At 71.9% G+C, this 13,022-nt stretch carries 13 protein-coding genes; 5 read left to right on the top strand and 8 right to left on the bottom strand.

Annotated elements, in window-relative coordinates:
- The first annotated feature begins 30 nt into the window (after positions 1-30).
- Positions 31-639, top strand: coding sequence for a TetR/AcrR family transcriptional regulator (locus ACMXN5_RS05520; RefSeq protein WP_439674274.1), 609 nt, complete (start codon positions 31-33; stop codon positions 637-639).
- A gap of 13 nt (positions 640-652) precedes the next feature.
- On the opposite strand, the gene ACMXN5_RS05515 is transcribed toward ACMXN5_RS05520, so the two are convergent.
- Together ACMXN5_RS05515 and ACMXN5_RS05510 are read right to left on the bottom strand one after the other, a co-directional pair.
- The gene (locus tag ACMXN5_RS05515; protein ID WP_439674273.1) at positions 653-1,204 is read right to left on the bottom strand and encodes a hypothetical protein; all 552 of its coding nucleotides are present in this window, start codon (positions 1,202-1,204) and stop codon (positions 653-655) included.
- 152 nt (positions 1,205-1,356) lie between these two features.
- Entirely contained in the window at positions 1,357-1,824 is a 468-nt protein-coding gene (locus tag ACMXN5_RS05510; protein ID WP_439674272.1) for a MarR family winged helix-turn-helix transcriptional regulator, read from the bottom strand.
- 147 nt (positions 1,825-1,971) lie between these two features.
- On the opposite strand from ACMXN5_RS05510, the gene ACMXN5_RS05505 reads away from it, so the two are divergent.
- Entirely contained in the window at positions 1,972-3,447 is a 1,476-nt protein-coding gene (locus ACMXN5_RS05505) for an MFS transporter (RefSeq protein ID WP_439674271.1), read from the top strand.
- Between the two features lie 55 nt (positions 3,448-3,502).
- Complete coding sequence (locus tag ACMXN5_RS05500; RefSeq protein ID WP_439674270.1) at positions 3,503-4,522, top strand: NADP-dependent oxidoreductase; 1,020 nt, start codon at positions 3,503-3,505, stop codon at positions 4,520-4,522.
- Between the two features lie 166 nt (positions 4,523-4,688).
- On the opposite strand, the gene ACMXN5_RS05495 is transcribed toward ACMXN5_RS05500, so the two are convergent.
- The 5 genes from ACMXN5_RS05495 to ACMXN5_RS05475 all read right to left on the bottom strand — a co-directional run bounded on the left by ACMXN5_RS05495 (position 4,689) and on the right by ACMXN5_RS05475 (position 9,789).
- On the bottom strand, positions 4,689-6,134 hold the full coding sequence (locus ACMXN5_RS05495; protein ID WP_439674269.1) for a CHRD domain-containing protein: 1,446 nt from the start codon (positions 6,132-6,134) through the stop codon (positions 4,689-4,691).
- 85 nt (positions 6,135-6,219) lie between these two features.
- Complete coding sequence (locus ACMXN5_RS05490) at positions 6,220-6,834, bottom strand: hypothetical protein (protein ID WP_439674268.1); 615 nt, start codon at positions 6,832-6,834, stop codon at positions 6,220-6,222.
- 242 nt (positions 6,835-7,076) lie between these two features.
- Positions 7,077-8,546, bottom strand: a complete 1,470-nt coding sequence (locus ACMXN5_RS05485) for an SDR family NAD(P)-dependent oxidoreductase (RefSeq protein ID WP_439674267.1) — start codon at positions 8,544-8,546, stop codon at positions 7,077-7,079.
- A gap of 165 nt (positions 8,547-8,711) precedes the next feature.
- On the bottom strand, positions 8,712-9,143 hold the full coding sequence (locus tag ACMXN5_RS05480; protein WP_395786263.1) for a nuclear transport factor 2 family protein: 432 nt from the start codon (positions 9,141-9,143) through the stop codon (positions 8,712-8,714).
- 100 nt (positions 9,144-9,243) lie between these two features.
- Positions 9,244-9,789, bottom strand: a complete 546-nt coding sequence (locus ACMXN5_RS05475; RefSeq protein WP_439674266.1) for a GNAT family N-acetyltransferase — start codon at positions 9,787-9,789, stop codon at positions 9,244-9,246.
- Between the two features lie 153 nt (positions 9,790-9,942).
- Between ACMXN5_RS05475 and ACMXN5_RS05470 the strand changes: the two genes are divergently transcribed.
- Both ACMXN5_RS05470 and ACMXN5_RS05465 read left to right on the top strand, forming a co-directional pair.
- Positions 9,943-11,433 (top strand): pyridoxal phosphate-dependent decarboxylase family protein, encoded by a 1,491-nt coding sequence (locus tag ACMXN5_RS05470; protein ID WP_439674265.1) that lies wholly within the window; start codon positions 9,943-9,945, stop codon positions 11,431-11,433.
- A 187-nt stretch (positions 11,434-11,620) separates the two neighbouring features.
- Positions 11,621-11,893 carry a hypothetical protein gene (locus ACMXN5_RS05465; protein ID WP_379998208.1) on the top strand — a complete coding sequence of 91 codons (273 nt, stop codon included), beginning with the start codon at positions 11,621-11,623 and terminating at the stop codon, positions 11,891-11,893.
- Between the two features lie 110 nt (positions 11,894-12,003).
- Here ACMXN5_RS05465 and ACMXN5_RS05460 read toward each other — a convergent pair whose 3' ends face one another.
- Positions 12,004-12,933, bottom strand: a complete 930-nt coding sequence (locus ACMXN5_RS05460; RefSeq protein WP_395786269.1) for a non-homologous end joining protein Ku — start codon at positions 12,931-12,933, stop codon at positions 12,004-12,006.
- Positions 12,934-13,022 lie beyond the last annotated feature (89 nt).

Genomic DNA, 13,022 nt, shown 5'->3' with positions numbered 1-13,022 from the left:
CCGATCAATACAATACAGGAGTGTATTGGAATGGAAAGTGCCAGTCGCGGTGCCGGTCGGGCGCGGGACAGCGCGATCGACGCCCGCATCCTGGCCGTCGCGGGACAACATCTGGCCCGGGACGGATACGCCGCGATGTCGCTCGCGGCGGTCGCCCAGGAGGCCGGCACGACCCGCCAGGCGCTGTATCGACGCTGGCCCGGCAAGGCCGAGTTGGCCGCGGCGGTGGTGACCGCGCTCGCCGAGGAGGAGCACGACGTCGGCGCCGCCGAGCCGTTCGGCACGCTGGTGGCCGAACTCGCCGACTTCCAGCGCGGCGTCGGCAAACCCGGCCGGATGTCCCTGGTCGGCACGATGCTCCAGGACACCACCGACCCCGAACTGCGCGCCCGCTACCGCTCCCGGGTGATCGCCCCCCGCCGTGCGCGCCTGCTCGCCGCGCTGGAAGCGGCCCGCCGCCAGGGCCAACTCGCCCCCGACGCCGACCTGGAGGTCGCCCTCACGATGTGCACCGGTTCCTGGTACGGCCGCGAACTGGCCGGTGCGCCGGTTCCGACGAACTGGCCGTATCGCACCGCGGCGCTGCTCTGGCGCGCCCTCGGCGGCACGGTCCCACCGGCGGACCCCGACGCGCCGTAGCGGATCGGCCCGCTCACGTCGCCGGGTCGAACGGTCGGCAACCGGCATCCGGTTCGGCCGCGAGCCACGCGGACCGGGGCCGGGCCACAACCCGGTCCCGCAGCCGAGCGGCGTCGGCGGCGAAGGCCCGGGCCGCGGCCGGGGGCGTGTCGTACTCGCCGGACCACTCGGCCTCGGGATGACCGCCGCAGTCCGCCGGCGGCGGGCACGCGCGGCCGATCTCGACCTCGCTCACCCAGGGTGGTCCCCAGCGCAGGTCGAAGGCGCAGCGCCGGGGGAAGTACAGCGCGGCCAGAAAGCTCCGGCCGTTGGGGAGTTCGAGCCGGCCCTGCACACTCGCGCAGTGGATCCCGTCGAAGTGTTGGCCGACGTAGTGCACCGAGCCGGGGACGCCGAGGTGTGCGCCCGTCTCGCGCAGCCGGGCGTCGGCCTCGGCGAGCCCGGCGCGGACGCCGGCCGCCTCGTCTCCGGCGACGGAGGGGAAGACCCAGGCGGGGTCGCCGAGTTCGAGGGGCGTGGGGACGAAGTGCAGGCCGGATGGGGCGTCTTCGGGATCGGTGGTCATGCGCTGCCGAACCGGTACCGGGCCGGTGCGGCCGCGGGGAACTCGATCTCGGGAATCGCGGTCACCGACCGAGCGTGTCGGGCGCGCGCACCTTCGGGCAAGCCGATTCGCGCGGTCGGGCTCGGGGCGGACCGGAGCCGCCGCCGGCGCGGTCAGGCGTGCGGGGCCTCCATCGCCGGGCGCAGCCGGCCCAGCAGGCCGTACAGCGCGGCGCGCTCGTCGAGGGTGAGCGCGTCGAGCGCGGCGCGCGTGGTGTGCATCTCGGCCCGGATCCGGCGGATCGTCTCGTGCCCCTCCTCGGTCGCCGCCACGTTCTTGACCCGCCGGTCGGCGGGGTCGGCCTCGCGGCGGACCAGGCCGCGCGATTCGAGCCGGTCCACGATGCCGGTGACGTTGGAGGCGTCGCACACCAGCCGATCGGCCAGCCCGCGCATCGGCAGCGGGCGACGCAGCAGGGACAGCGTCTTGGCCTGCACGGAGGTGAGCCCGTGCCGGCTGACCACCGCGGCGAAGTCGTGGAAGTACGCGGTACCCACGGCGGCCATGGCGTCCATGATCTCGGCGGTGCTCGGCTCAGGGGTGGTCGGCTCAGGACTGCTCATGACGCCAAGACTGCTCATGACCCCAAGGTAGTGCAAAAAGGTTGAGGACTTCAACCATTGAACTTGACGTAGCAATTTCCGGGTGTCTACGGTCGGTCTCGTCCTATTGCTTGAAGACTTCAACCATCGAGGTCGACAAGCTTCTTGCTCGTAGAAAGAACACCCGTGACCCCCACCCCGCCCGACACGCGACGATCCGGTGGACCGCTGATCCTCGCCCTCGGCCTGGCCGCCATGGTCGTCGCGATGGCGCAGACCCAGGTCATCCCGATCCTGGGGCTGCTCCAGCAGGAACTGGACACCACGCCCGCCGGAGTCGGCTGGGTGACCACCGCGACGCTGCTGTCGGCGGCGGTGTTCACGCCGCTGCTCGGCCGCTTCGGCGACCAGCACGGCAAACGGCCGACCCTGATCGGCGTACTGATCGTGATGATCGCGGGCTCGGTGCTCGCGGCCGTGACGTCCTCGCTGCCGCTGCTGATCGTCGGCCGGGTGCTCCAGGGCGCGGCGACCGCGATCTTCCCGCTCGCGTTGTCGATCATCCGCGAGGAGGTGCCGGTCGAGAAGCTGCCCGGCGCGATGGCGCTGATCAGCGGCACGCTCGCGTTCGGCAGCGGTCTGTCCCTGGTGGCCACCGGGCTGCTCACGCGCGGTGACGACCCGAACTACCACCTGGTGTTCTGGTTCTCCGGGATCCTGTCCGTCGTGGCCCTGGTCGCGGTGCTGATCCGGGTGCCGGCGAGCCGGGTCAAGGCCGGCGGCCGGATCGACCTGCTGGGCGCGGCCACCCTCGGCCTGTTCCTGGTCCTGCTGCTCCTGGGCATCTCGCAGGGCCACGAGTGGGGCTGGGCGTCCGGCCGCACCGTCGGCTCCTTCGTCGGCGCGGTGGTGACGGCCTTCGTGTGGGTCCGGGTCGAGCGCCGGGTCGCCGACCCGCTGGTGGACCTGCGGATGTTCGTGCACCGCCCGGTCCTGCTGACCAACCTGGCCGGTCTGTTCGTCGGCTTCGCCGCGTTCAGCCAGTTCATCGGCATCTCCTACCTGGTCCAGATGCCCGAGCGGGTGGCCGGATACGGCTTCGGCGCCTCGGTGTTGCGGGCCTCGGTGGAATACCTGCTCCCGGGCGCGCTGATCTCGCTGCTCGCGGCACCCCTGGGCGGTCTGCTCGTGGGCCGGATCGGTGCCCGGGCCACGCTCGCGATCGGCTCGGCCGTGGGGGTGGCCGGCTTCGCCTGGCTCGCCTTCGGGCACGGCGCGTCCGCGTCGGTGATCCTCGCGGGCATGCTCACCGGTATCGCCATCTCGTTCGGCTACGCGGCGATGCCCGCGCTGATCGTGGCCGGCGTACCGCACCACCAGACCGGCATCGCGAATGGGATCAACTCCATCTCGCGCAGCGTCGGCAGCTCGATCGCCAGCGCGGTGATCACCTCGCTGCTCGCGTCCAAGTCGGTCGAGGGCCTGCCCCCGGGCCTGCCGCCGATTCCGGCGGAGAGCCGGTTCACGCTCAGCTTCGTGATCGCCGGCGTGATGTTGGTCCTGGTCGTCGGGGTGGCGTTGCTCGGCCTACAGCGGGTACCCGCCAGGGCCGAAGCCGTCGCCGTGCCCCACCCGCGGGCCCAGGAGTCCGTGGACGCCTGACCGACCGCGCCCGTCCCCTCCGCCCGTCCGTCCCACCTCAGAAAGGCCACCCGAGATGACCCCCACCACCAGCCGCGAATGGCACATCCTCGCCCGCCCGAAGGGCTGGCCGAAGGAGGAGGACTTCGCCCTGCGCGAGGTCGAGATCCCGGAGCTCGCGGACGGGCAGATCCTGGTCCGCAACCTGTTCCTGTCCGTCGACCCGGCGATGCGCGGCCGGATGAACGACGTCAAGTCGTACACCCCGCCGTTCGCGCTGAACGAGCCCATGGAGGGCGGCGCGGTGGGCCGGGTCGTCGCTTCCCGGTCGGACGCCTTCGCGGTCGGCGACCACGTGCAGCACTGGCTCGGGTGGCGCGAGTACTCGGTGGTCGAGGGCCGCGGGGCCGGGGCGGTCAAGGTCGACCCCGACCTCGCCCCGCTGTCCGCCTACCTCGGTGTGCTGGGCATGCCCGGCCTGACCGCCTGGGTGGGGCTGCTCGACATCGCGTCCTTCCGCGAGGGCGACGCGGTGTTCGTCTCCGGCGCGGCCGGCGCGGTGGGCAGCCAGGTCGGCCAGATCGCCCGGCTCAAGGGCGCTTCGCGGGTGATCGGCAGCGCGGGCTCGGCGGACAAGGTCGCCCTGCTCCAGGACGAGTACGGCTTCGACGCGGCGTTCAACTACAAGGACGGGCCGGTCGCCGAGCAGCTGGCCGAGGCCGCGCCCGAGGGCATCGACGTCTACTTCGACAACGTCGGCGGTGAACACCTCGAGGCCGCGATCGGCGCGCTGCACACGCACGGCCGGGTCGCGCTGTGCGGCGCGATCGCGCAGTACAACGCCACCGAGCCGACGCCCGCGCCGCGCAACCTCGCGCTGTCGATCGGCAAGCGGCTGCGGTTGCAGGGCTTCATCGTGATCGACTCCTTCGGCCGGCGCGACGAGTTCCTGGCCGAGGTCGGCGGCTGGCTTCGGAGCGGCGAACTCAAGTATCGCGAGACGGTGGTCGAGGGGATCGAGAACAACCTGTCCGCGCTGCTCGGCATGCTGCGCGGGGAGAACACCGGGAAGATGGTCGTCGCGCTGCCGGAGTGAGCCGCCGGAGTGAGACGCCGGAGTGAGCGGGCGGGAGCCGGCGGCCGAGGCGACCGGCCGCGGTGATCGAATGCAGAAGTGCCGAAGGGCCGCGCGTGGGGGTGGACGCGCGGCCCTTCGGGGTGGTGCGGGCCGGTGACTCACCCTCGGGGGAGGGGAGTTCGACTCAGCCCAGGAACAGGTAGTCCGCCTGGTACGGCACTTCCGCCGTCGGCCGGGTGGCCGGGTCGCACGAGCCCGTCGGCGCCACGCCGCCCCGGGTGTTCAGCCGCAGTACCTGCGTGGTCGCGGACAGCAGCGCGTCCGGCTTCCCGGTCTGGGTCGCGTTCAGCACCAGCTCGGGGATGTTGCCGTCGCCGTTGGGCAGTTTGCTCGCCACCGCGCCGGTGACCGAGCTGCCGTCGGGGGCGACCCACTGCGGCGGGCCCGCCGTCGGGGTCACGAACGTGTGCTTGAGGTCGCCCTGGAGCTTGGCGGCGACGTCGAGCTGGGTGAACGCGGTGCCGCCGTCCTTGGCCGTGCACTGGTAGATCTGCTTGCCCGCGACCACCGACAGGTTCAGCGCCGGCGACTTCGGGGTGACCTTGCGGGAAAGCTGCCCGCGCACGGCGCCGCCCGGGAACTCGCCCGTGTGCAGGTTGGTGTAGTAGTTCGCCGGCGTCGCGTTGATCCGCTCCACCAGCGCCGGGTCGATGCCCTCGACGGTGCCGGCCAGTCCGGTCACCGACTGCGGCAGGCCGGCCTTCGCGTCGAACAGCGGCGCGACCACGTCGCCGTTGGCCCCGGCCGCCGCCCGGTGCAGGTGGCCGAGCGTGGGCGGGGCGATGCCGGTCCAGCTGAACGACCAGTCGACGCAGTTGCCCCACGGGCGGATCGAGGTGTCGGCCCGACCGTCCGGGTCGGCGGTCTTCTTGCCCTCGGCGTTCGGCACCTCCTGCTTGCCGGTCGCCTCGGCGGGCAGCGTGCCGGTCTTGAGCACACTGTTCACGTCGGCCGCTCGGGCGAGCTTGACCAACTGCCCGCGTACCGCGCCGCCGGGGAACTCGCCGGTGTGCACGTTGAAGTACACGCTCGCCGGGTCGCTCTTGATCCGGTCGAGCAGCGCCGCGTCGGTGACCTTGACGGCGCCGGTGACCGCGGTCGCCGAGTCGGGCAGCGGCGAGGCGAAGAAGGGCACCTTGACCTCGCCGTTCTGCCCCTTGCCGCCCAGGTGCAGGTGTGCCGCGGTGGGCGCGCCGATGCCCTCCCAGCGGATGCCGAAGCTCACCTGGTCGCCCTTGACCCGGACCAGCGCGGTGCCCTTGCCGTCGGGGTCGCCGACCCGCGCGTTGCCGCCGGGGACCTCGTTGGCCCCGGTCAGGCCCGCTGCGAAGAACGTCTCCTCGCCGGTCGCGGGCTCGGCGGCGCCGGTCGTGGTCGGGTCGGAGGCCGGCACGGCGCCGCCGTGTTCGGCGCCGTGGACCGTACCGGGATCGTTGGCGCCCTTGGCCGCGGCGGCCGGATCGGGGCGCGTGGCACCGGACTTGGTGTCCGAGGACGAGCAGCCGGCGACGGCGAACACGAGACCGGCGGCGAGGGCGAGTGCGGGCAGCGGATACCTGCGTGCGGACATGACGAGTCTCCCCGAAGACTGGGTGGGATGGATGCGTGCCGGGTGAGCGGCGCCGACGGGCGTCGGCGCCTACTGCTCGGGTCGATCAGTAGCCGTAGCCGCCACCGCTCGTGGTCGGCGCCTTGCTCGTCTGCGGTGCGCCGGTCGCGCCCGCGCCCGCCTTCTTGCCGTCGGGGGTCACCGCGAACCAAGTCCCGTTCACACCCTGGCCCTTGGTGTCGCCGGGCTGAGTGTCGGGCGCGAAGCGGTACACCGGCCAGCCGGCGATGGTGACCTGGGTGCTGCCGTCGCTGCGGGTGACGCTGCCGACGGCGGACTGGTCGACGCCGGTCACGGTGACGCCGCCGGTGGTGGTCACCGGGGGCCACTGGGTGGCGCAGGCGCCGTCGCAGTTCGACTTGGACGGCTTGGCGGTGTCCTTGTCGAAGCGGTACAGGGTGAATCCGTTGCCGTCGGTCACGATCGGGCCGAGCTTGGCATCGGTGCCCGCTTTCAGGACGGCCTTGCCCACCCCGCCGTTCGCGGCCCCACCGGGTGTGCCGGGCGCGCTCGGCGCGGACTGCGCCGGCTGTGTGGCGGCCGGCGGGGTGGTGCCGGTGGATGTGTCGCTCTTCGAGTTGTCGCCACAGGCGGACAGACCGAGCCCGAGCGCACCGGCGATGGCGACCGCGGCGAAGCCGCGCGTGCTGAAGACAGACATGGTGAACCCCCGGAAAAGATCGATGAATGAGTCGAACTGCCCTACGGGGAAAGGTTGTTGGTTCCGATCCCGGGCGGGTCGACCGGTGCGCTGCCGGTCGGTGGTGCGTCGACATCCAGCAGTACGGGGGAGGGGTCGAAGAAGGTTCAACGGTCGGGAGAGTTTTTTCGACGAATTCCGACCGGACCGGAAACGGCCCCGGCGGGAATCCTCGCCGGGGCCGAAAAGCGCAGGTCGGCGGCCTACCAGGCAGCCGGCGCGTAGTCCTTGAGGAAGCAGCCGTACAGGTCCTCGCCGGCCTCGCCGCGCACGATCGGGTCGTAGACCCGGGCCGCGCCGTCGACCAGGTCGAGCGGTGCGTGGAAGCCCTCGTCGGCCAGGCGCATCTTCTGCGGGTGCGGGCGCTCGTCGGTGATCCAGCCGGTGTCCACGGCGGTCATCAGGATGCCGTCGGACAACATCTCCTCGGCGCTGGTGCGGGTGAGCATGTTCAACGCGGCCTTGGCCATGTTGGTGTGCGGGTGGCCGGGGCCCTTGTAGCCGCGGCTGAACTGGCCCTCCATCGCGGACACGTTGACCACGTACTTCCGCCGCGCCTTGGCCGCCGCCATCGCCGGACGCAGCCGGCTGACCAGGACGAACGGCGCGGTCACGTTGCAGAGTTGCACTTCGAGCAGCTCGACCGGGTCCACCTCGTGCACCCGCTGCACCCAGCTGTTGACCGGGTCCAGGTCGGGGACCAGGCCGCCCGCGTCGATCGCCGTGCCGGTCTCGATCCGGGCGGGCGAGGCCGAGCCGCTGGTCAGCGCGAGCGCGGTGAGCGCCTGCGGGGTCAGCGCCTGGTCGTCGCCGCGGGACTGGCCGGGCAGCAGCACGTGGCCGCTGCCCCCGACGTGGCCGAACGACACCATCTCCGGCAACTCGCCGGCGGGCAGCGGCGCGGCCTCGGCGGCGGCCAGGGCCGCGTACGCCTGCGGGGTCCGGCGTACCGTCTGCGCGGCGTTGTTGATCAGGATGTCCAGCGGCCCCGCCTCGGCCACCGAATCGGCCAGCGCGACCACCTGGGCCGGGTCGCGTAGGTCTATCCCGGCGATCTTGAGCCGGTGCAGCCAGTCGGCGCTGTCCGGCATCGCGGCGAAGCGGCGGATCGCGTCGTTGGGGAAGCGGGTGGTGATCGTGGTGTGCGCGCCGTCGCGCAGCAGGCGCAGCGCGATGTACATGCCGATCTTGGCCCGGCCGCCGGTGAGCAGCGCACGGCGGCCGGTCAGGTCGGTGCGCTGGTCGCGGCGGGCCCGGTTGAACGCGGCGCACTCCGGACACAGCTGGTGGTAGAACGCGTCCACCTCGCGGTAGCGCCGCTTGCAGATGTAGCAGGCCCGCGCGCGCTTCAGGACACCGGCGATCTCGGTGGTGGTGGCCGTGGTCAGCGCGATCCCCAGCGTCTCGTCGTCGATCCGGCCCGGCGCGCCGGTCGCCGTCGCGGCGGTGACCGCCTCGTCGTTGGCGAGCACCCGGTCCCGGCGCTCCTTGCGGCGGCGCTCCTTGACGCTCTTGTAGATCGCGGCCGTGGCCCGACGGATCCGCACCGCGTCCGGGTGCTCGACGTCGAGGTCCTCCACTTCGGCGAGCACGCTCAGGCACAACTCCATACGCGCGGGGTCGATCCCCTCCGCCACGCCCGTGTCCGCCTGAATCTCGCTACTCGCTGTCATCGCCGTTGCCGTTTCCTGTGCTCGCCGGTGCCACAAAACCCCGGCGGAACTCTACGTCGTGCCGACACGTGGGCCAATTTTCATCCGGTCAGGTGGTCGGGCAGTCGGTACGGAAGCGGTGGTCGGTGCGGGCGGGCTCGTCGGCCTTGCGGCTTCGCCTCGGTGTCAGGCGCCCTGCGCGTAGCCCTGGGCGACGTGCTCCAGCCACCACTGCGGTGCGGCGTTCATGAGCGTGCCGAAGTCCCAGTAGTCGTGCCAGCGCACGATCAGCCCGTCACGGAACTCGTGCACCGACACGAACGGCAGCACCACCTGCTCTCCGGTCTTCCAGTGCCACTCCTCGGCGTGCTCGGTCACCACGAGGTCGCCCTCGGCGACGGTGCTCTTGTGGTGGTGGATATAGCCGGTGAGCATGTCCAGGCCCAGTCGCAGCCGGGCCTCGATCGCCACCGGGCCGGTCGCCCCGGGCCCGGGCGCGGCGACGTCCGTGTAGTGGCCGTCGGCGGCGAAGCAGGCCGCGACCTTGGCGAAGTCGCGGGCGTACAGGTCCTGCCAGAACTGTTCGATCAGCCGCTTGTTCGCGGTCGCGTCACTCATGGCGCGAACACTATGTACGAGCGCCGAAACTGAACAGAGGCAAGGTTTCTCGAAATCGGGAACAGGACCGGGGCCGGGGCCGGGGCGAACACCCGGCCGCTCAGGTGCGATCGAGCAGGAGCACGGTCAGCAGCGGCGCGTTCGGCCACGCCGGGCGCAGGTCGCAGAGCACGTGGTAGCCCCAGCGCTCGTACAGGGCCAACACCCTGGGATGGGTCGGGTCGACCAGCAGCGTCACCCGCTGCTCGGTGCGGGCGGCGAGCAGCCGGTCGTGGATCACCCGCGCCGCGCCCGAGCCCCGCCACGGTTCGCGCACCATCAACTCGTTGAGCGCGAAGGTACGCCGCCCGTCCTCCTCGATGTCCACCGCCGGCACCGGCTCGGTCAGCCCGATCCACCAGCGCGCGCCGGGCTGGAGGGTGTAGCCGAACGCGTAGCCGACCGGGATCTCCCGACTCCACCCGATCACACACTCGAACCCCGGCGAGGCGGCGTACGCGGCCAGCCGTTCGGCGAAGGCGTCCACCGACTGGAACGGCTGCGCCGACTCGGCCGCGTACACCTCGGCGTAGACGTCGAGCAGTACCTTGCGGATCTCGTCGAGGTCACCGCCGCGGTGGTGGGTCAGCTCGATCTCGGTCGCCACGCTTCCTCCAGGTCGGGGTGATCCGTCCCCGAGAGGGGACTTCCCCGGGGCGCCGCGAACCACGCCCGCGCGGCGATCCTGATGGGCCGTCAAAAGCCGTTCGGGGTCCAGAAATACTCGACGCGGGCGGGCCGGTCGTGATCCCCTGCTCGGATGGCTGATCCCCTCCACGAACGTGATCTCGCCCGGCCCGCCCTCGATCTGGTGGCCGGGGCCGCCGGACGCTACCTGGAGGCGCTGCCCGAACTGCCGGTCCGTGACGCGGCCGCCGACGTGGTGTTCGACCGGTTGGGCGGCCCGCTGCCCGAGCGCGGCGACGGCACCCTGGCCAGTATCGAGGAACTGCTCGACATCGGTACGCGCGGCGCGATCCAGTCCTCGGGGCCCCGGTTCTTCCACCTCGTCGTGGGCGGTGCCACCCCCGCCGCGCAGGCCGGCGACTGGGTTACCGGACTGCTCGACCAGCCCGCGGGCCTGTGGATCGCGTCACCGCTGGCGACCGAGGCCGAGACGGTGGTGCTCGGTTGGCTCAAGGACCTGTTCGGGCTGCCCGACACGTACGGCGGGGTACTCACGCCCAGCGCCACGTTCGCCAACCTCACCGCGCTCACGTGCGCACGCCACTGGTGGGCCGCGCAACACGGCGTGGACGTCACCGCCGACGGGCTGGCGGGGTTGCCGACCATGCCGGTCCTGGCGAGCGGCTACATACATCCCAGCAACCGCAAGGCGTTGCAGATCCTCGGCTTCGGGCGGGATACGGTCCACATCTGCGCGCGCGACGACGCCGGTCGGGTGGACATCGACGCGATGGAGCGGGCGCTGATCGAGATCGACGGGCCCGCGGTGCTGATCGCCTCGGCGGGCGAGGTGAACACCGGCGATTTCGACCCGATCGACGCGCTCGCCGACCTGGCCCGACGCTACGGCGCCTGGCTGCATGTGGACGGCGCCTTCGGGCTGTTCGCCGGCGTCTCGCCCCGACTCGCCCACCTGGTGCACGGCGTCGAGCGGGCGCACTCGGTGGCCGCCGACGGGCACAAGTGGCTGAACGTGCCCTACGAGAGCGGCTTCGTGTTCGTGCGCGACGCCGAGATGCTCGGTCGGGCGTTCGGGTCCTGGAACGCCCCGTACCTGCCGGAGACCGGCGACACGCACCTCGACTACAACCGGCTCGGGCCCGAATCCTCGCGCCGCGCCCGGGCGCTGCCGATCTGGGCCACGCTGCGCGCGTACGGCCGGTCCGGCTACCGGGAGATGATCGAACGCCACCACGACCTCGCCTGCCGGCTCGGCGAACTGGTCGAGGAGGCACCCGAGTTGGAACTGCTCGCGCCGGTGAAGCTGTGCGTGGTGTGCTTCCGCTATCGACCGGCCGAGTCGGGCCCGGATGCGCGCACCGAACCGCTCACCGAGGCCGAACTGGACGAGTTGAACCGGCGCCTGGGGGCCGAGCTGAACGCGGACGGCCGGGTGTACGTGGGCACCACCGTGTACCGGGGGCGGGTGGCGCTGCGCCCGGCGATCGTGAACTGGCGTACGTCGGCGGCCGATATCGATCTGCTCGCGGCCGCGGTGCGGGAGATCGGCGCACGGGTGGCGGCCGAGTCGCGCGGTGGGACGCCCGCGGCCGGCGACGCGTAGCGCCACGCCGGTCGGTCGCGGCGATCCGGACGCGATGTCGAAACGATTCCGCGTAGGGGTCCGGGTGGGCGAATGGGGGGAGTACTTTGAGGAGACCGAGGGCACCTCGTATGCCGTTTGTCCGTACCGGCGTCGTCTGCGGTGATTCGGACATTCGAGCACCAGGCCGACCGGAGGATTCGAACGCATGTACTCACAGCACTCGATCGCTGGACACCGCCGAAGCCCCCGCCCCACGGTCGAGATGACCTACGGCCTGGCCTGCACGATGTGCGGGCGTGATCTGCGCGCCCCCGCCGACAAGCCGGCGCCCGACGCGGTGCCGGTCGGCCACGTCGAGGAGCGGCAGACCTTCGCCTGTCGGGGGGTGTGCGCGCGCCTGGCGAGCGGTTCGGCCGACGGCATCGCCGAGGAGCCGGTGCCCTTGGCGGAGCGGATCGCGGCGTTCCCCACGGCCTGAGCGCACCGGCCGGCGTCGCGGCTCGCCGGGCCGGGAGCCGGGACGCCGGGCGTCGGGGCGCCGGACGGTGGGGTGCCGCAGGCCGGGTGTCGCGGTCGGCCGGGTCCGCGTCAGGCGCTGGTGCGTTTGCGGGTGGTCTTCTTGGCGGCGGCCTTCTTGGCGGTCGACGCCGACTTGCCCTTCCCGGACGAGCCGCCCGCCGACGTCTTCTTCGCGGCCGACTTGCGGGCCGTGCCCTTCTTCGCGGGGGCCCGGCCGTGGCTGCGGTTGGCCGCCTCGACGCTCGCGGTCAGCGCGGCCATCAGGTCGACCACGTTGTCCGGCGTCGCGGCGGCCTCCTCGCCCCCCTCCACCGGCTCGGCGCCCTCCAGGCGGGCGACCACCAGCGAGTCGAGGGCCTCCTTGTAGTCGTCGTGCAGCGACTGGATGTCGAAGTCCTCGCTGAGCGTGTCCATCAGCGAGGTGGCCATCTTCAGCTCCTGCGGCCGGATGTCGAACTTGCCCTCGGGGGCCAGTCCGTCCGCCGCGCGCACCTCGTCCGGCCACAACATGGTCTGCAGGATCAGGATGTCGTCGTGCACCCGCAGCAGGGCCAGGCTCTCCCGGGTACGCAGGGTGATCTTGGTGACGGCGGACTTGCCGGCCTTGGTCAGCGCCTCGCGCAGCAGCACGTACGGCTTGGCCGCGGCCGGGGTCGCGGTCTGGAGGTAGTACGCCTTGGAGAGCATCAGCGGATCGATCTCGTCGTCGGCCACGAACGCGAGCACGTCGATGACCTTCTTGCTGGGCAGCGGCAACTCCGCCATGTCGGCGTCGGTGAGCACCGCCTGCCGGCCGTCGGGCGCCTGGTACGCCTTGGCGATCTCCTTGTACGGAACCTCGCGCTCCTCCAACTCGCAGTAGCGCTTGAGCCGGATCCGGCCGCCGTCCGTCTCGTGCACCTGGTGCAGGGGCACGTTGTGCTCCTCGGTGGCGGGGAAGAGTTGGACCGGGATGCTCACCAGTCCGAACGTGATCGCGCCTTTCCAGCTGCTGCGCATCGGCTCTCCAGAATCGCGGGGCGGGCATGGTCCGCTGTTGTCCGTCTTTGCTTCGATGTGCCACAAAATGCATCGAAAACGGGCACGAG

The sequence above is a fragment of the Embleya australiensis genome, from assembly GCF_051903075.1.
Taxonomy (GTDB): domain Bacteria; phylum Actinomycetota; class Actinomycetes; order Streptomycetales; family Streptomycetaceae; genus Embleya.
This window is presented reverse-complemented; position numbering and strand designations above follow the sequence as displayed.